This is a genomic window from Paenibacillus sp. SAF-068 (genome assembly GCF_051967555.1).
Lineage (GTDB): Bacteria > Bacillota > Bacilli > Paenibacillales > Paenibacillaceae > Paenibacillus.
This window is the reverse complement of sequence record NZ_JBQCJX010000001.1, coordinates 2958537-2977827: the sequence shown is the minus strand read 5'-3', so window position 1 is coordinate 2977827 and position 19291 is coordinate 2958537. Positions and strand designations below refer to the sequence as shown.

16 protein-coding genes are annotated in these 19291 nt (G+C 45.3%); 10 read left to right on the top strand and 6 right to left on the bottom strand.

Annotated features, from left to right (window positions below; translation table 11 throughout):
• Positions 1 to 49: 49 nt before the first annotated feature.
• On the bottom strand, positions 50 to 1162 hold the full coding sequence (locus ACTHPG_RS12840) for a nuclear transport factor 2 family protein (protein WP_440389745.1): 1113 nt from the start codon (positions 1160 to 1162) through the stop codon (positions 50 to 52).
• A gap of 340 nt (positions 1163 to 1502) precedes the next feature.
• Here ACTHPG_RS12840 and ACTHPG_RS12835 point away from each other — a divergent pair, with 340 nt between their 5' ends.
• The 9 genes from ACTHPG_RS12835 to ACTHPG_RS12795 all read left to right on the top strand — a co-directional run bounded on the left by ACTHPG_RS12835 (position 1503) and on the right by ACTHPG_RS12795 (position 14872).
• The gene (locus ACTHPG_RS12835) at positions 1503 to 2405 is read left to right on the top strand and encodes a diacylglycerol/lipid kinase family protein (protein WP_440389744.1); all 903 of its coding nucleotides are present in this window, start codon (positions 1503 to 1505) and stop codon (positions 2403 to 2405) included.
• Between the two features lie 633 nt (positions 2406 to 3038).
• Complete coding sequence (locus tag ACTHPG_RS12830) at positions 3039 to 7415, top strand: glycosyl hydrolase 53 family protein (RefSeq protein ID WP_440389743.1); 4377 nt, start codon at positions 3039 to 3041, stop codon at positions 7413 to 7415.
• 197 nt (positions 7416 to 7612) lie between these two features.
• The gene (locus ACTHPG_RS12825) at positions 7613 to 8656 is read left to right on the top strand and encodes an SPFH domain-containing protein (RefSeq protein WP_440389742.1); all 1044 of its coding nucleotides are present in this window, start codon (positions 7613 to 7615) and stop codon (positions 8654 to 8656) included.
• Between the two features lie 68 nt (positions 8657 to 8724).
• Positions 8725 to 9699 (top strand): sugar kinase, encoded by a 975-nt coding sequence (locus ACTHPG_RS12820; protein ID WP_440390240.1) that lies wholly within the window; start codon positions 8725 to 8727, stop codon positions 9697 to 9699.
• 83 nt (positions 9700 to 9782) lie between these two features.
• Positions 9783 to 10496 (top strand): response regulator transcription factor, encoded by a 714-nt coding sequence (locus ACTHPG_RS12815; protein WP_440389741.1) that lies wholly within the window; start codon positions 9783 to 9785, stop codon positions 10494 to 10496.
• Positions 10493 to 11491, top strand: coding sequence for a sensor histidine kinase (locus ACTHPG_RS12810; protein ID WP_440389739.1), 999 nt, complete (start codon positions 10493 to 10495; stop codon positions 11489 to 11491). The genes ACTHPG_RS12815 and ACTHPG_RS12810 overlap by 4 nt, the downstream gene beginning before the upstream one ends.
• A gap of 193 nt (positions 11492 to 11684) precedes the next feature.
• Positions 11685 to 12455, top strand: a complete 771-nt coding sequence (locus ACTHPG_RS12805) for an ABC transporter ATP-binding protein (protein ID WP_440389737.1) — start codon at positions 11685 to 11687, stop codon at positions 12453 to 12455.
• Complete coding sequence (locus ACTHPG_RS12800) at positions 12430 to 14388, top strand: FtsX-like permease family protein (RefSeq protein WP_440389736.1); 1959 nt, start codon at positions 12430 to 12432, stop codon at positions 14386 to 14388. The genes ACTHPG_RS12805 and ACTHPG_RS12800 overlap by 26 nt, the downstream gene beginning before the upstream one ends.
• 139 nt (positions 14389 to 14527) lie before the next feature.
• Positions 14528 to 14872, top strand: coding sequence for a cupin domain-containing protein (locus ACTHPG_RS12795; RefSeq protein WP_440389735.1), 345 nt, complete (start codon positions 14528 to 14530; stop codon positions 14870 to 14872).
• A gap of 241 nt (positions 14873 to 15113) precedes the next feature.
• Here ACTHPG_RS12795 and ACTHPG_RS12790 read toward each other — a convergent pair whose 3' ends face one another.
• The 5 genes from ACTHPG_RS12790 to ACTHPG_RS12770 are packed head-to-tail and all read right to left on the bottom strand — an operon-like array spanning position 15114 to position 17908.
• Positions 15114 to 15413 (bottom strand): metal-sulfur cluster assembly factor, encoded by a 300-nt coding sequence (locus tag ACTHPG_RS12790; RefSeq protein ID WP_440389734.1) that lies wholly within the window; start codon positions 15411 to 15413, stop codon positions 15114 to 15116.
• 31 nt (positions 15414 to 15444) lie between these two features.
• Entirely contained in the window at positions 15445 to 16677 is a 1233-nt protein-coding gene (locus ACTHPG_RS12785) for a hypothetical protein (RefSeq protein ID WP_440389733.1), read from the bottom strand.
• A 13-nt stretch (positions 16678 to 16690) separates the two neighbouring features.
• Complete coding sequence (locus ACTHPG_RS12780; protein ID WP_440389732.1) at positions 16691 to 17296, bottom strand: DUF2249 domain-containing protein; 606 nt, start codon at positions 17294 to 17296, stop codon at positions 16691 to 16693.
• Complete coding sequence (locus ACTHPG_RS12775; protein WP_440389731.1) at positions 17283 to 17657, bottom strand: hypothetical protein; 375 nt, start codon at positions 17655 to 17657, stop codon at positions 17283 to 17285. Before ACTHPG_RS12775 ends, ACTHPG_RS12780 begins: the two co-directional genes overlap by 14 nt.
• 17 nt (positions 17658 to 17674) lie before the next feature.
• Positions 17675 to 17908 carry a DUF2249 domain-containing protein gene (locus ACTHPG_RS12770; protein WP_440389730.1) on the bottom strand — a complete coding sequence of 78 codons (234 nt, stop codon included), beginning with the start codon at positions 17906 to 17908 and terminating at the stop codon, positions 17675 to 17677.
• A gap of 321 nt (positions 17909 to 18229) precedes the next feature.
• Here ACTHPG_RS12770 and moaA point away from each other — a divergent pair, with 321 nt between their 5' ends.
• The gene (gene moaA, locus ACTHPG_RS12765) at positions 18230 to 19234 is read left to right on the top strand and encodes a GTP 3',8-cyclase MoaA (RefSeq protein WP_440389729.1); all 1005 of its coding nucleotides are present in this window, start codon (positions 18230 to 18232) and stop codon (positions 19232 to 19234) included.
• The last annotated feature ends 57 nt before the right edge of the window (positions 19235 to 19291 follow it).

Below are 19291 nucleotides of genomic sequence, written 5' to 3'. Positions count from 1 at the left end.
GGATACTCCTCGTATGTGTTTAGTGCTCTCATAAACACCTGAGTCTGAGTCACTTCGTCCAGGAGTCAATAACTTTTAGGCTGTTATTCTCTTCGGCAAAGTGTAAAAACTGCATGACGTCCCCAGCAGTCTTTTCCCCTGTCTTCGTGTCCTCATTCGTAATTCTATAGTGAATGGCTGCCCAGTCGCCGCTGATAAGCATATTATCAAAACGAATACGTTTTACCTCGGTTGCTGCGGCATCATTCTTGACGGAATCCTTATACTCTTGGAGAGTCATGGTTTCCGCATTTGTATGATATTTCAGATCGCTAGTATAATACGTATCGGCCCAGTCAGTCCAAGCATCAAAGCCCTGATTCCAATTATCAAAATCGCTCAAAATGGCGATTTGAATTTTTTTAGCGATATCGGTATCAACTGGCGTGGGATAAGTAACAGGATATTTGGTTTTGAGATCTGTAGTGTCAGGGATCTTGGTATTAACAATTTCATCCAATGCAGCTTGTTGTGCCGCCTTCGCTTCATCGGTTTGGAAATTGGTCAATGCGTTAAAATCTGCCCCCTTTGTACCAGCCCACCCTTCAACGACCCGTGTTCCGAGCAAATCACCATAATCTTTGAAATGGACGAATTCCATTACGCTTCCATCGGAAGATTGCTGGCTGTCTCGTGCAGTCGAAGAGATGTCATATCGAATTGCTGCCCAATCGTCGTTAATGATCATATTGTTGAAGTTACCCATCTGAATATCGGTAGACTTTAGCTGTGCATCCATAGTAGCCTGATATTCCTTCAACATGAGCTTCACGCCATGGACGTTATAGAGCGAGTCCTCTGTATAAAGAATGTCCCCCCAGGCTTCCCATGCCTCATATCCTCTATTCCAGTTCTCAAATCCATTTAGGAGTCTATTCTGTATATTTTTCTCCAATTTAGTTTCAATTGGTGTTGAGTTAATAATTGGGAATTTAGCCGCAAGTTCTTCAGTATTGTCATAGGAATCAGAAATACTGACCATAGATTCTTCGCCTGAATTCATATTCTCCTCAACTTGGGTAGGGCTCGAATCTGTATTATTTCCACAACCTACAGCAACGGTCATCATCGCCAAAGCTGTCAAACTCGCCGTCAACATTCTTATCGTAGTATTCTTCATCATTTTTCTCCTCTCACTTCTTAGGATACTCTCATGCTTCGCTATGCCGACTACAAAATTTAAATTAATAGCATACACATATACTACAACTGATAAAAAAATGTAACATCGTTCGAAGAGGCAGATCATTTCTGCCCTTTAGGGAACTCTGTACCATTTGCTCAGATCAAAATGAAAAAATCCGAAATAGTGGCAAACTTTGTTATTTTTCATGCTCCTCCTATTCACGGATACCCGAAAGGGCAGGATCACATCCGCCCATATGTACGATGTCGATCATCGGTGAAAAATATAAAATTTATTCATAAATCAAAGGAAGTTATGGAGAGGGAGCATTCCAGTGATGAAACCAAAAATGATTGTAAATCCCGTTTCAGGGCTGCATACAGCATATAAAACGAAGGCTTCAGTTATAGAGTATATGAAAATGAAATACGCTTTACTTGATAGTGATATCTTCTACACAAGCAAGGAGAATACAGATATAGGAACTTCTTTTTTTGAAGATTGCCATTCACTGGTTGTGGCAGGTGGCGACGGAACTTTGCATTACGCCATTAACACAATTAAAAATCTAGGTTTAGATATACCTCTAGCTTACCTACCCACAGGTACAGTCAATGATTTTGGAAATGCTTTGAAATTACCACGATCATATGAAGGTTTCACGGAAATGTTCGAAAAAGGAATGACGAAGAAGATAGATATCGGGTTGGTTGGAAATGAATATTTTCATTACGTTGTGGCTGGTGGTGCAATGAATTCAATCAGTTATACAACCAACCAAACCCTAAAAAACGTTATAGGAGATAAGGCTTATTATTTGTCCGCTCTACCTAAACTCCCTAAAATATTATCAGGAACACATATCAAGATTGAATGTGATCATATAGAACAAGAACATGATGTGCTTCTCTACCTGGTTTCAAAGTCAGCGATTATTGGCGGAATTGAGGGCATTGTTCCGGATGCCAAGATGGATGACGGTCATCTTCATGTACTTGTAATTCAAAAAAAATCATTGTTTAATACATTTCAACTTCTTTTAGATATAAAAAATGGAACCCATCTTGACCGCTCAGATGTCTTGTATTTTAAGACAAAACGTTTAAGAATTACTCAATATGGTGAAAACATAGCAAAAGTGGGGATTGACGGTGAAATGCACACTAATGGGTTAATGGACATTGAGGTTATCCCTCGCGGATTAACCATGATAGTTCCGTGCAATTCGGGTGTGGCGTAGATTCTGGATAGACTTATTATGTAGAAAGATTTGAAGAGATTTAAACGTTCTATATTATAGGATAATACGGTTCCTCATTGGATCGATTCAGGTGGGACTGTATGCTCCTATGTACCAAATTTATTGATTTAAATAATATTATCTAGGTAATACAGGTACATATGGTGTGGTTTATGTATAAAGATTGTATCTACTCGTTTTGTTTTTAACAATATTTGTATTTATTTTCTATAAAAGAGCAGAAGACGAAATAATCTTAACGAAGAGAATAGAGTATGTGAACTGACTGTTATCTATTACAAGATAGTGGTTTTTTTTCTTTATAATAGATTAAAATAACGCAAAATTTGTACTCATATATCATGCATAAAGATGCAAAGCGAGTTTTGCGCTTTTTCTCATTCATTATGAAAATTTGTATTGAAACGTAAACTTTCTTTTTTGATTTTTTCACTAATTATGACAACCAGACATAGAGCAAATGTAACTGTCACAGGATCATATTGTTAAAATAACTGCTGTTTCCTTTGGATTATGCCGTGTCGTCTATTGCTATTAAGCGCTTACAATGAGGGAGGTTAATAACATTCATTGATCCATGCACAATCAAACACAAAAAGGGGGAGATCAAGAGTGAACAAGAGGTACATAAGCGGTTGTCTGGTATTACTGTTGCTGTTCTGTGATCTGGGCTTAATGGTTCGTCCAGCGGCTGCAGAAGAGGGGAAAGTGAACGTGGCACTTAACAAGCAGGTCACGGTAAGCACAGAATATTTGGAGTGGGGGAGTAAAAAGGAGCACTTGGTTGATGGTAAAAGTGATACGCATTGGGCTGCTACCGCAGGAGTGACAACGGAGCAACCACAGTGGACCATGATTGATCTGGGTGAAGAATACAACCTGTCCGGAGCGGAAATCACGTGGAGAGAAAACACGGTTGTAAAATATACGGTAGAAACGTCTGCTGACCAGGAGACATGGACCAAAGTTATTGATCAAAGTGAAAATGCCGATCCTAAACAGATTGCTGATCTGGCGTTCGAGCAGAATGATGTACGATACATCAGACTGAACATCTCCTTTTACAAGGGTGAGGGAGTCTGGCCCGAAATATTGGAGTTCAAAGTATGGGGAGAAGCAGAAGGCACTGAACCGGCCAATATTAACGGATATGATCTAATCGAAGTGAAAACCGTAACAAGAAGTGCGCCAGTTCTGCCCAACGAGGTAAAAGCACAGTTCCAGAATGGAAAATCGGGTATGGTACCTGTGACTTGGGATAATATCGACCCTATGGAGTACGCCTCTGCAGGCAATTTTACGGTTACAGGGAGTGTATATGGTGCGCCTCCAGAGCCACGGCCTGAAGCCAAGGTAATTGTCGAGGGATACCGTGCAGACTATGTTAGAGGTGTCGATATTTCCACATTGACTGCCATTGAGGACAAAGGCGGCAAATACGTGGACAGCAACGGTACGGAGCGTGATTTGCTGGATATTCTCAAGGATCGCGGTGTCAATTATGTGCGTCTTCGTCTGTGGAATGATCCACAGAAATCAGGGGGCTACAACGATAAGGAAGATGTCATTCGTTTGGCTAAGCGGGTGAAGGAAAAAGGCATGAAAATCCTGTTGGACTTCCACTACTCGGATGAGTGGGCGCACCCGGGTCAGCAGCTTCGTCCCAAAGCTTGGGAAGGTCTTTCCCCCGAAGAGCTGAAGCAAGCCGTATATAACTATACGTTTGAAGTTGTGGGAGAATTGAAGGCAAAGGGCGCTATGCCAGATATGGTGCAGATCGGTAACGAGATCAATAGTGGTGTTCTGAACGGCTTGAGCAGCGATGTGGATTTCAACGAAAATGTTGCATTGTTGAAAAGCGGAATTGATGCTGTACGTGCTGTAGAAGGAGAGATCTCCAATAACGCGGATAAGGTGAAGATCATGATCCATCTGGCTGAAGGCGGCAAGGCGGATATGTTCAAATGGTACTTTGGAGAGTTAAGTTCACGCGAGCTGGACTATGACATTATCGGACTGTCGTATTACCCGTTCTGGCATGGGACGTTTGCAGATGTACAGAAAACGATGAATGAAGTGTCAGCCGAGTTTGGCAAAGATGTCATTATCGCTGAAACGTCCTATCCGTTTTCCTACAAAAACGGGGACGCTCATGGGAACATCATTGGGTCGGACGAAGCGCTTCATGTAGGGGGAGCAGACTTCCCAGCAACAGTCCAAGGTCAATATGATGCCATCGCCGGCATTATGGACATGATTGCTGACGTGCCGAATAATCATGGCGCAGGTTTCTTCTACTGGGAGCCAGCGTGGATTCCGGCCGATGTAGGCTGGATTGCATCGGAAGGGAATGCATGGGAGAACCAAGCGATGTTTGACTACGACGAATTTCCGGCCAACGGCGGGCATTCGTATGAAGGCAGAGCTTTATGGTCCCTTGATGTGTACAAACGTGGATTGAATCTTCTGCCCGCAGACCGCCAGCAACTGGCTGCGGCCCTTGCACGAGCGGAATCATTAGTAGAGACTGATTTTACTCCGGAAAGTTGGGGTACTCTGGCTCCGGCAATCACCTCAGCGAAAGCAATATACCAACAGGCATACAAGCCGGGTGGGGTGACTCAAGCGGATACAGATGCAGCGACAACAGCATTGGAACGTGTAATGCAGCAAATGCAGGTTATCCCCCCGCAACTTGACGAGCTTCGGGCCAAAATAGCGGAAGGGCGTACGTATCAGCAGGACGACTGGTCTGCGGCCACTTGGGCGGTATTGACCAAAGCGCTTGAAGGTGCTCAGCAGGTCTTGAATGATCCAAGAGCAACACAGACGGATGCGAATACAGCGGTTAAACGTTTGCATGATGCCATTCAAGGTCTATCCAATGTGGACAAAACACAACTGCACCAGTACATTCAACAAATGCAGCAGCAGAATGAATCTTCTTATACACGCCGTAGCTGGTCTGTATTGCAACAGTCTTTGCAGGCAGCGATTCAGGTCCGAGATAACAATGCTGCTGTCCAGTCTGAGGTGAATTCAGCACTGGGTACGTTGAAACAAGCCTTTATTAATCTGGTCTCTCTGGAGGCTTTAACAACGGGAAAAACAGCAACGGCTTCAAGCAGTGCAGGGACTGGAGGCAATCAAGCCAACGCTCCTGAAGGTGCGATTGACAACAATCCGAACACTTCATGGGGAACAGACCAGAGTAAGGATAGATGGTGGCAAGTGGATTTGGGTCAGGTTGCTAACCTCCGCAAAATCGAAATGTCGATGTGGAGTGGCGGCATCAAATATACAATCGAAGTGTCCAATGATAACCAAAATTTTGTGAAAGTAGTGGACACAACAAGTGATGTTGTTGTATCAACCGCACCTAGCCATGTTCTTCCAGAAGGCACGGAGGGACGTTATATTCGGGTAACGATTACAGCAGGTCCCACATGGGTGGGATTCATGGAATTTGAAGCTTACGGTACGTTTCCGGCGGACAAATCTGCACTGCAAGCTACTGTAGATACCGCCGAGAAATTAAAGCAAACCGAATACACGACTTCAAGCTGGAATGTATTTAGTAAGGCACTTTCTGAAGCGAAGGCATTCATTCTGGATGTTGAATCTTCAATGCAAGATGTGAGCAATGCGGATCGTGCGTTACAAGATGCTGTGAGTAAGCTTGTACGTCAAAATGTAACACCTGGCCCTGGCCAGCCATCAGAACCAAGTGTACCTTCACAACCTTCCAACCCGGGAACAGCTCCTTCAACGGGGAATCCGGCTGTAACACCACCGGTTGAACCTGGTAATCCGCCAGTTAAGGGTCTGATAACGGTAAAAGGAACAGCAACCGGGGATGACAAGTATTCGATTCGTCCAGATGTATCCCTATTAACTCAGGCACTGCAATCCATGGATGCAGGAAATCGTACGTTGAAACTGATTGCAGATGTACCTGACACAGCCAAGACAGTCACATTCCAATTGGGTGCAAGTCAACTGGCAGCATGGATTCGTTCCGAGGAAGTGAAATCCCTGGATGTAGTTGTAGGACAGACTATCGTTCGTGTTCCTCTAAAATCACTCCCGCTAACTATTGCGGAGTCTGCGGGAACGTTCGACATCGTAGTGGCAAAAGGTTCGACAGATACACTGTCCACATCTCAAAAAGCAGCGATCGGTAATCATGCGATTGTTGATGTGAATTTGTTAATGAACAATAAGCCATTGCAATGGACAAACAGAGCGGTTGAAGTTGCTCTATCCAATGTGGAGCAACCTAAAAAAAATGATGTAGTTATGGTTGTACATTCCATATCTCCAAGTGGAGAAATGAAACCTGTTACGTATTCCAAGTACGATGACAAGACCAAAACGATGACGTTCAAACCTCTGGAATCCGCCAGTTATGTCATTGCAGAAGTTGAAGTGCCATTACATGATTTGCAAAATCACAATTGGGCAATCCAAGAGGTACAGAACCTCTACGGTAAAGGGATTATTTCGGGGATGAGCGCAACTCGTTTTGCCCCGCAAGGTGAACTGACCAGAGCACAATTTTTGCAAATGATTATTAAAGGTATTGGTGAGACACGCCAGCCGAATCCATCTATTTCGGTCCCAACAGATGTGAAGGAAGGGCAGTGGTATGCCGATTCAGTACGACATGGAATTGAAATGGACATTATTCAAGGCCGGGCAGATGGAAGCTTTGGAGCGAATGAACGTATTTCGCGAGAAGATATGGCCGTTATGCTGAACAGAGCACTGAAGGTTGTGCAGCCAGAGGATGTGACCCATTCTGTAAAAGAAAATATGGTGTTTGTAGACAACGCCGAGATCGCCGGGTACGCGAAAGAAGCTGTAGCCTCGATGCAACAACTTGGACTACTGAACGGTATGCCTGATGGCACGTTTGCTCCGAAAGAAACGGCGAACCGTGCACAAGGGGCTGTTGCAGTAGCCAGATTGATGGAACAACTGTATTAGAAATTAACAAAGCAGGTAAGGAGATCGAATCAACTGATTCGGTCTCTTTGTTTTGTGGAAAGAAGAGGTTCAGACTTCATCCCTTTCTCTAAATAGGCATATAAACATTTTGTTAATGTCGTATTGACAATATCGAATTCATTTGTTATCATTTCGATAATATCAAAACGACAATATTAAGAAATGGGGAATGATCCATGTTTGGATTCCGATTTGCGAAGTTTCAACCCAGTGAATATGTCATGAAGGTGAAAAATGGTAAGGTACAACGTCAGGGTGTCGGATTGTCTTTCTATTATTATGAGCCGACCACATCGGTAGTGGTCTTACCCGTGTCCTCGGTGGATGTACCATTCATGTTCGAAGAGATTACGGCGGACTATCAGACCGTTACAGTGCAAGGGCAACTAAGCTATCGCATTGTGGATTATTTGAAAATAACCCAGAGCCTGAATTACACATACAATCTGCGCAAGAATCGGTATATTTCCGACGACCCGGGCAAACTGGATCAACGGGTGATTACCACAGCCAAGGTATTAACCAAGAAACATCTGGAGCAAATGCCGCTGAAGGAAGCCATTCAATCCAGTGAACGACTGGCAAGCAGCATGAAACGCGAAGTCGTGCAAAGTGAAGAACTGGAGAAACTCGGCGTTGAACTGATGAGTCTATCCATTCTGGCCATCTTGCCTAACAAAGAGACGATGCGTGCATTGGAAGCGCAAGCGCGGGAAGAGATTTTACGTCAAGCAGATGAAGCGCTGTATGTGCGTCGCAATGCATCGATTGAACAGGAGAGACGAGTGAAGGAGAACGAACTGAACACCGAAATTGCCGTGGAGACGAAGAAACAGCAAATTCGTGAGACCCAACTTCATGCAGAACGCTCGGTGAAACAGAAACAAAACGAGATGGAGCAAGAACAGCTTCAGTTCAATACAGCGATGGAGGAACGTAAGCAGCAACTGATTGAGTTAACCATTGCCAATCACAATGCAGAAGCCGATGCCAAAGCATATGAGATCGCTGCCGTGATGAATTCGTTGCAACATGTACAGCCCAATGTACTGCAAGCGATGGCAAACATGGGCATGAATTCCGATAAGCTGATTGCACTTGCATTCCAGGAGCTGGCTGAAAATGCAGGCAAGATCGGACAGCTTAATATCTCGCCGGATCTGTTGCAGGGATTGATGTCTCCCGCGCCGGGCAGAGATCAGGGAGGTAGAGGGCGATGAGATTAGGAAGAAGAGAGGCAGAGCAAGCAGAGAAATCAGTACGTCATCAGGCTACGCCAGACGATCGAATGAGCGAACACAAGCTCATTCTCGTTAAGCGTCGGACCCGACTGGAAGAGTTGGTGGTTCGATATAACACGGTGCAGCAAGCTCAGTTTTATATTGAACGTCTGGGCGCAGACTTCAGTGATTATATGGAGGAAGACCGTCGTTATCGGTTATCTGTGCAGCAGGCGCAGCAGCAACTGGGGCAATTAGGACGGGTTCAGACGATTGATCGGGAACATGTGCCGAACTTTATTTTTGGAGAGCAGGATATCGTGGTTGTGGTTGGACAGGATGGGCTTGTAGCCAATACCCTCAAATACGTAACCGAGCAGCCACTCATTGGTGTGAACCCGGACCCAATGCGGTGGGACGGGGTGTTATTACCTTTTACCGTGGAGGATCTGAGCTTCATTGTTCCTGATGTCATGCGAAAAGAACGAACCTTGAAAGAAGTTACTCTCGCCAAAGTGGAACTTAATGATGGACAGTATCTATATGGAGTCAATGATCTGTTCATTGGTCGGAAGACACATGTATCGGCTCGTTATGAAGTGCGTTTGGGTACATCGACTGAACAACAATCCTCTAGTGGGATTATTGTATCCACAGGCATGGGATCGACAGGCTGGTTCAAAAGTGTGCTGGCCGGAGCCAGCGGAATTGTAGGATCGGCGGCATGGAAGCACATGAACTCTGAAGCTGAGGTTGCTGTTGCATCCTCATCCATTCATGGAAGCAGGCAGGAGCTGAATCATTTTAACTGGGATGCGCCGTACTTATATTTTTCAGTACGTGAACCTTTTCCGAGCCGAACGACAGCTGCCAATCTGGTGTTTGGACAGATCCACTTGAAGCAACCATTGCACATAGTATCACAGATGCCGGAGGATGGTGTTATTTTCAGCGATGGGGTCGAGCAGGACTTTCTGGAGTTTAATTCAGGAGTGGAAGCTATCATTGGTTTGGCAGAGAAGAGAGGGCGTCTCGTGGTCTAAGCCTTTATTTTCAAGCCGTTTCCGACTAGAATGGGTAACTAGATGTGATACACTGACGTCAGGAAACGGAAAGAGGGTTAACGATGCAGTCGATTTTGTTGGTTGAAGATGATGCCAAGCTAGCAGGATTGCTGGCGGCTTATCTGACCCGAAATGGATTCCAGGTACAGGTCACAGATGATTTTCGTCATGTATTGGATGAATTCTTAAAGATGGCACCGGATCTGGTGCTGATGGATGTGAACTTGCCTCAATATGATGGCTATTATTGGTGCAGGCAGATACGCACACATTCCATATGTCCTATTCTATTTATATCTGCTCGTGACAGTGGTATGGATCAGATTATGGCATTGGAGCATGGGGCGGATGATTATATAACAAAACCTTTTCAATATGAGGTCGTTCTGGCCAAAGTACGTAGTCAGTTGCGCAGAGCCTATGGTTCTTACGCTGCAGTCCAGCAGGAAATAAAGGTGAAGAATGGTCCCATGATCCTCTATCCTGAGCGATTCGTATTGGAATATGATAAAGGCTCAACAGAGCTGACACAGAAGGAAGCGATCCTGGTGGAAGCACTGATGGCGAAGGCAGGCCGAGTGGTCAGCAGGGAGAAATTACTTGAACAGATGTGGGAAGATCAGCATTTTATTGATGATAATACGTTGAATGTCTATATTACACGCGTTCGCCGGAAGTTGAAGGAACTGGGTGCAGAGGAGATTTTGGAGACGGTTCGCGGAGTGGGTTATCGCGTATTGGATCTGGGTTCATCCGCACAGGGGACTGGGGAATGAGACTTTTTCTAAAAGACCACCAGATGTTAATCGGATTTTATGTGCTGCAGATGTTACTGGTTCCGTGTGTGTATTGGCTTTCTGGTGAGGGTCGCCCGCTGAAAATTATCCTCTATGGCATGCTGATCAGTACCGTGGTGCTGATGGTCTATCTGATCATACGTTACTTCCAGCTACGAGCATATTATCATCTACTTCAACAACCACGTATGCTGGTAAACGAGCCTTTTCAAACGCTTGGCAATTCGGTCGTGGCGGAAGCCATCCAGGAATTATTACATGAACTGGAGCGTAATCGGCAGAACGAGATGGGTCAGTTACGTACTGGCAAGGAACAGCAGGTGGTATTCATGAATCGCTGGGTTCATCAGATGAAGACCCCGTTGTCTATAATCCAACTGACCTTGGAAGATGTGGAAGATGAGACGGCTGCAAGTATTCAGGATGAGCTGGATAAGATTCGCAAAGGACTTGAAATGGTTTTACATTCCTCGCGGCTTGAACAGTTCGAAGGGGATTTTCGTGTGGAGCTGCTTTCTCTGCAAGATGTGCTTCGGAGCAGTATAGCTGAGAACAGACGTTTGTTTATTCGCAGAGGCATTACGCCGGATATCCGTATGGAGGGCGACCTTCAGATCTACAGTGATTCCAAATGGTTGAGGTTCATGTTCACCCAGATCCTGACGAATGCCGTGAACTATTCCGATAGCAAATCAGGCAAAAAAGTGATCATAACCGGCTACCAGCAGGAAGAACGTACCATCCTGGACATTCAGGATGAGGGGATTGGCATCTCGTCGGAGGATATTCATCGCGTGTTCAATCCCTATTTTACAGGTGAACGGGGCAGGCAATACCACGAATCCACAGGGATGGGCTTATATCTGGTCCGTGAAATCAGTGCACGCCTGGATAACCGGGTAGAGTTGTTTTCGGAGCCGAATGAAGGAACATTGGTTAGATTCAGTTGGATGCATACGAAAGTTCCAAAGTAAAGAGTGCTTTGCCCATCACATGGGTGAGGTGCTTTTTTACATGCTCTGAAGTGTGTTGGATGAGGCAGGGGAACAGAACCTTAATCGGGCTGTAAGGGAACTTTAAGGTAATTCGATAGCACCGTTACGGGAGGTCCGTTAGGATAAGGATAGAAATAACGTTATAGAACGATAGATTCGGAGGAGAATATACATGGAAATGTTACAAGTATCGGCACTCAATAAAGTGTATCGGGGCAAAGTGCAAACTCAAGCCCTTAGTGATATTCATCTGACAATCAAGCAAGGTGAGTTTGTGGGCATCATGGGCCCGTCGGGCAGTGGCAAAACTACATTGTTAAACATGGTCTCGACCATTGATGAACCCAGCTCAGGCAAGGTGCTGATTAATGGCTTGAATCCGTTTGATATGAAAAAGAAAGAACTTGCCATGTTCCGGCGTCGGGAACTCGGATTTGTCTTTCAGGATTTCAATCTGCTGGACACGCTGACGGTTGCGGAAAATATTGTACTCCCATTGACACTGGACAAGGTCAAACTGAAGGAAATGGAGAGCAGACTTCATCGCATTACTGCCAAGCTTGGGATTGATCACATTCTGGATAAAAGAGTCTATGAAATCTCGGGCGGACAGCGACAGCGAACAGCCATTGCGAGATCCATGATTAATATGCCTTCGATTGTATTGGCGGATGAACCCACCGGCGCATTGGATTCGACTTCATCCCAGGCCGTTATGGAGGCGCTCGAACAGATTAATCAGCAGGAGAAAACGACCATTATGCTGGTGACACATGATCCCCTTGCGGCAAGTTATTGCAATCGAATCGTATTCATCAAGGATGGGAAACTTGCAGCCGAGGTACACCGCGGGGATAACCGGCAGACGTTCTTCCAGCGAATCATCGATACGTTATCCTTCTGGGGAGGGAATTCACATGAGCTTTCCTCAGTTCGCGTTTAATAACATTCGCCGCAATGGGCGAGCGTATATTGCTTTTTTTCTTAGCAGTGTGTTTATGGTCATGATATTTTTCGCTTATGCAGTATTTATCTATCATCCATATGTGGCGGAGTTGCCAATGGGTGACACAACTGCTACGGGGATGCAGATCGCTTCAATTATCGTGTACGTGTTTGCTTTTTTCTTTGTCATGTATTCCATCAGTGCTTTTCTCAAATCACGGAATAAAGAGTTTGGCATTCTAACCATACTTGGTGCGGAGCCTGGACAGATTCGGAAATTGGTCATATTGGAAAATATGTTGATCGGTTGTCTGTCCATTATTGCCGGTATCAGCGGAGGTATGTTGTTGTCCAAGCTGTTCCTGATGTTAACCACTCGTTTTATCGGGATGGATGATCTGCCCTTTTATTTTCCGGTGAAAGCGATTCTGATTACGATCGGGGCCTTTCTGTTATTATTTTTCTGCATTTCACTCTTCACATTGGTTTTTATTGGAAACCAACGGACGTTGGAACTTTTGACGGGAACCAGCAAACCTAAAAAAGAGCCCAAAGCTTCATGGTTCTTCTCCCTTCTGGGATTGGCATTACTTACAGTCGGTTTTGTGGCACTCCGCAGCGAGTTGAATGGCGGAACAATCTTGCTTGCAGCTGTAACAGGGATAGCGGGAACGTATTTTTTCTACTCTCAACTTTCTGTGCTGATCATTCGCTTATTGAAACGTAATCGCAAAACCGTATGGCAGGGTACACGTCTGTTATGGATCTCAGAGATGAGTTACAAAATGAAGGATAATGCTCGCATGCTCTTTATGGTGACCGTGGTGATTGCGATTGCTTCAATGAGTGCAGTTGTCATTTTGTCACTGGATCAGGAGAACCGGGAGCAGTTTACAAACAACGATTTTCCAATTCAATACAATGTCTTCAGACCAGCGGAGCAATTGGATATGAGCGCTATTGATTCGATGCTTGAAGCTGCAGGCTTGGATTATCAACAGATATATCTGGAATATTTCTGGTCCGCTGCAGATCAGAGTGCTGTCTCGGTTATGCCGCTTAGTCACTACAACCAATATAATCTGACACAAGAGAGAAAGACGTTCCAATTGGATGCCGGATCCGCCTTATTTGTGGATACCCGCAATGAGAAGGATCAGGCTCAGATAGAACGCAACAGATTTCGTAATTATGCGAAGGGAGACAAGTTGACGTTGAGTCTGAATGATAGCGCACTTGAAGCTGAGGTTACGGATACAGATATCGATCCAAAGTTTGGAGCCCTACTCTATGCTACAGGTGTAGTTGTCCTACCGGATGAGAAGTATGAAGAGATTGCCCAGCAGATCAAAGAGAATATGATATCTGGTAAATATCTGTATCAGATCCCTGCATGGGGTCATGCGGTACCTGACCGCCACTCCTCGGAAGCCATGGTTAGCGATCAGCTTCTATTCTCTGCGGATTCCATTCAAAGCAGTAATGCTTCAACGGATAACCACTCTGGATATCTGAGTACGCGGTACGGTGATTTTGAGAGATACAGACAGGGTACAGCACTCTTTACCTTCCTGGGCATATTTATCGGGTTAATCTTCTCCATCTCTTCGGCAAGCTTTCTGTATTTCAGACTGCATACCGATCTTGAAGCAGATGGGAAAATGGTGCACTCTCTTTCGAAAATGGGTCTTAGTTTCGACGAGATGAAACGATCATCCACCGTTCAGATTGCCATTCTGTTCTTTTTACCGATCGGGGTAGCTATCATTGAAACGTTGGTCGTGGTTAAGCCATTTCTGTCTGAATTCGGTATTACCCACTATACGATTCCGGTGTTGACTGTATTTGGTGCGTTTCTACTTGCACAGACGTTTTATTTCTTTGTTATTCGTTCGAGATATATCGCTTCTCTGCGCAAAATGATGGTGTAACCATCTTAGAAACAAACGGTCATAGGGACCGACCACGATCTGTTCATTGCCCGCATTCCTTGATTCAGATCAAGGAAATGCGGGCTTTCTTGCGATAAGATGAATGTATTCACAGATTATATTATCGAGGAGGACGATTATGATGAGTATTACGTCACTGCAAGAAGTCAAAGCATTCAGTGAGGATCGTTTTACGAAACGGGTTTTATTCCAACAGGGTGGTGGAGTGACCTTTGTACTTCATTTCCTGCCAGGTCAGCAGCTTCCCGTTCATAAACATCCGGGCACAGACGTTATTTTGCTGGTGGTCGAAGGTACAGGCACACTCATGCTGGATGGAAAAGAACAAGCGGTAAAACAAGAGGATGTAATTCATTGCGGCGGTGAAGTGGAGTTCGCATTCCATAATACAGGAGATCAGGAAGTCCGTTTGTTCGTGGTGTTAAACAAAGTGCCAGCAGCATCCTATGCAAAGGACATCTAACATCTTCATCTAACATCTATTTATCCAGACATCGATAAAATGGTTAATGATCGGCACCATATAAGGGGAACTCTATTCTGGAGTTTCCCTTTTATATTTTTGTTCAAGAAGACATGGATCAAGTGTATGTTCCCACCGCAAAACAAAAAGCATACCTGAGTCTGAGAACATCAGATCTTAAGTATGCTTCTTCGTATTCTGCTGCCAACTTGTTCATTGATTCGGATTATTGTCATTATGTCTAGAAATATCCCAACATTTCCTTGGCTTCATTCGACATCAGCTGCGGAGACCATTGGGGTTCCCACACCACTTGCACATCAATATCGGACTTCTTCGTATTTTCCTGCAAAACCCATTTCACCGCACCAACAATCGTATCATGCAGCGGACAACCTGGTGTAGTCAGCGTCATTCGTACATGTACCCGTTCAGGTTCTTCCCTTACTTCATATACCAGACCCAGGTCAACGATATTGACACCTAATTCAGGATCATATACTTCCTTGAGACATTCCAGCAAATGAGTCGTTTGTTCCATGATGTTCACTCTCCAGTCCATCTTATTTATGTTAACGCCTGAATACCAAAGCAATATTTGCGATATATACGATGGAGACAAGAGACAGAATCGTTCCTCCAACCATCATGACCTCAGCCAGATTAATCAGAATTCCACTGACAAGCAGAAGGCTTCCAGCTACCATGGCGAGCATACCCCAATTGACATAGCGTTCACTAAGCATACCCGCCATCAGCGGTGTTCCGGGTTTGCCTGCCTGCTTGCCGTATTTGTGGGTCCACCACAGAAAAGGCACGATTTTGGAGGCATATCCGAGTACGGTGAGAGACACCCAGCCCCCGAGATATACCCATCCAGACAGGAGTAAAACCCTTGGATGGAGTAGCAGCTCAGTCCCTTGAGCGGAATAGATCAATAGAGAAACAGCATATACAGCAAGCGCACGGCTTACATACACAGACCAACGAATACCCGGACCCGGATTACTTTTGTGCCGTTTTTCCTGAATTTGCTCCAAGTGATACACATAGAAGAGGAGGGCTGCGGTGAGGAGCAAGAGCGCGAACCAGAGCAAGCCTCCCTTGAACCCTGTGAGAAATGCGACAACCCCTGTGATTACAGCTGCATTCCACAGGAGCAGGACCACTTTCTGCAATCGAATGGAATAATTGTGGGACAGGTAGAACATGGGCAGCATTTTGTAGCTAAATCCAGTAATTAACATGCCAAACCAGCCGAGTGTCCCCATCCAGATATGTGCTCCGAACAAGCGTTCATGCAAGCCATTCCAATACCCAAAGGCAAAATTCAGACCCATCAGCATTCCGGATAAACCGGTGAGTACCAGATAGAGGCAGGCGCAGGTGGCGCTAATCGTCACCGGATTCCACTGTGAAGCTCGGAAGAGGGTAACGGTCATATTCCACCCGAATAAAAGTATGCCGCAAAGTGCAAGCGTGGCCGAACCGGCAATCCAATGGACATCTGCACGAATGAAGCCGTATAACATGCCCGCAATTCCGATACTGAAGAAGAAGTAGTGACAATAACCGAGAAACAAACTGTAGATGTTCGATTGCAAAATAACATGTATCAACTGATAAACGGCACCCATGGCCAGCATGGTCGCCCACCCGAGCACAAACAGATGCGCATGAAACCAGCCTTCAGGTCCTCTGAGTTCATCACCAAGCCAGCCTGTCAGCGAGAGCAGGGAGAAGGCGTGATACATTACAAATCCAAAGATGCCCGTGATGATAAAAAGAAACGGCAACCTGGACATGGCTTTCGCCTCCTTACCCTTTTTCAATGCTCACTTTGGCTGTGCCATCAGCTTGATCTTCAACCGTGTAGGTGCAACCGAGATTGTTCAACTCTTCAATCAGGAATACAGGTACACGGTCATTATGAATCAGTACGATTTCCCCAGGTTTGCAACGCTCCAGCGCTGCAAGTGTTCGCATCATGGGCTGTGGCGGTTCCAATCCTCGATTATCCAATATCACCTTGGGTGCCTGTAGAGATTCAAGGTTTTTAAATGCAGCAGGTTGCTCCTCCGGATGTCCATGGCATGAAGCTGATTCTTCATCTGAATCGGGTTCCGAATTAATTTCTGATCCAGATAAAACCATTGCAGAAATTGCCTTTGCACCGGTTTTATTTTTTTTGTGCACAAACGTGGTAATCCAGTGATCTGAACCCTTTCGTTCCGATGTGCTGGAATATCCTTTCATTTTGAGAATACCGAGCAGAGGCGTTGGTTTGAATGGAGCATGTAGTACAAACACTTCGTTATGCTGAAGGCCTTTGACTGTGTCCATGATCAGCTGAAATGGCTCCAGTTTTTTACTCAGATGAGGACGAACATCCAATTCAACAATATGAACATCAGATGGAGACATGTGCATTCACATCCGATCCAGCATTAGCTGCATTTGCCTGTGGTACGAGCTGTAGAGATGATTCATAAAGGGCGGCCATACCACCGTACAGCGCATAGAAGAATGACTCCGGCGCATCGAGGGAGAAGGACAGATAGGCTTTCGGGTCCATGCCGAGCACACGCTCAAAAAGTCTTGCACTGTCATAGGCGTAAAAACAGAAATGAGTATATTCGAATACAGGCATTTTTTCATAAATGGTGATAATCTCTTGCGCATATTCCGCTTGTTCACGCTGTGCCATCTGAACCATGGTTGTGGCGTCTTCCAGCCGCAGCGTAATGCGGAGTGTAGTATCGTCAATGATTTCAACGTGCGCCATAGCGGTTCAACTCCAATCTATAATTTGCTGATTTTGACCTGGAACGTCTTAGGACCCTGTTCAATATACTCCCAGTTGAAGCCGTCGGGATGTGTGGACTGGAACTGGAATCGAAGGGGCTTGGGATCGTGATCGTTGATGAGCAGCATGGACTCCTGTGGTTGCAACTGATCAAACGTTTCGAAAATAACTTTATGTTTCAAATGCGGTGGATACTCCGTGGCATTAATGGTTGCTGCGTATGTGTTCATGTGTCATTCCTCCAAATAGGGATAGTGTGGTGTTGCAATTTGATTATAGAAAACGTGAAGAGAGGGCTGTGTGAGCCTGCTCACACATTTACTATTGCCATAATTTTGCCTTATTTAGATTAGAATCCTGTTCGGAAAAGGGTTGCGGAGCATAATTAAATGTGCGACTGTGCGCTATGTTTCACTTCTTGTGATATTTTGCACAGTTCGTCGAGCGAGACATCCTTATATTTAGCGTCAAGATGACACTTGATGAGAGGAAGAGCAGGTTCCTCCTTCGGCTGATGTTAAGACAGCACCCTAGAGAAGGGAGGTACGTGTATGGAATCAAAATTAATGGACCCGTTTGGAAGAGTGCATAATTATTTGAGAATTTCGGTTACGGATCGCTGTAATCTCCGCTGTGTGTATTGCATGCCGGAGGAAGGAATGCAATTTGAACCGACAGAACGCATCCTGTCCTATGAAGAAATCACGTCCATCGTTAAGGCGCTTGCTCCACTGGGCATTCGAAAATTGCGTTTGACCGGAGGGGAGCCTCTTGTTCGCAAGGGGCTGGATCAACTGATTGCGATGTTATCCGCTATTCCGGGAATTGAGGATATCGCATTAACAACCAATGGCATCTATTTGGCAGCTTATGCGGATCGACTGAAGGCTGCTGGGCTAACTCGGGTGAACATAAGCCTGGATTCTTTGAAGCCAGAACGATTCGCAAGCATTACCCGAGGTGGCAAGGTGCAGCGTGTGCTGGAAGGCATTAAGGCCAGCCAAAAGGCCGGATTTCAGCCGATCAAGCTTAACGTGGTGCTGATGAAAGGCGTGAACGAAGATGAAGTGGAAGACTTTCTGAGGATGACCCGGGATGAAGCTGTTCATATTCGTTTTATTGAGTACATGCCCATTGGTGAAAGTGGAGAAGGTTGGAGATCAGGCTATATGCCCCTCGAACACGTGCTGGAAACATGTGGAGCACGATGGGATTACGAAAGCTGTGGAGAAGAGATTTATGGGAATGGCCCGGCAGATAGTTATCGCATTGTAGGAGCAGCTGGAACCTTCGGTCTGATTCACCCGGTGAGCAGCCATTTCTGCGGAAATTGCAATCGACTGAGGCTGACGGCAGACGGAAATATCAAACCTTGTCTCTACTGGTCAGATGAGTTCAATGTTCGTCCGCTCGTAGGTGATGACGAAGCGGTGCAGGCTCTATTTTACAAGGCGCTCGGAGCCAAACCCGAAACACATGACATGTTAAAAGCCTTAAACGGGCAACAGATCGAAGGCACGCCAACGCTGCGACATATGTCGCAAATCGGGGGTTAGCAACAGCAGTTCAGGAGTCAGGACTTGCATCAACAGGTCATATATGTGGGAGGACAA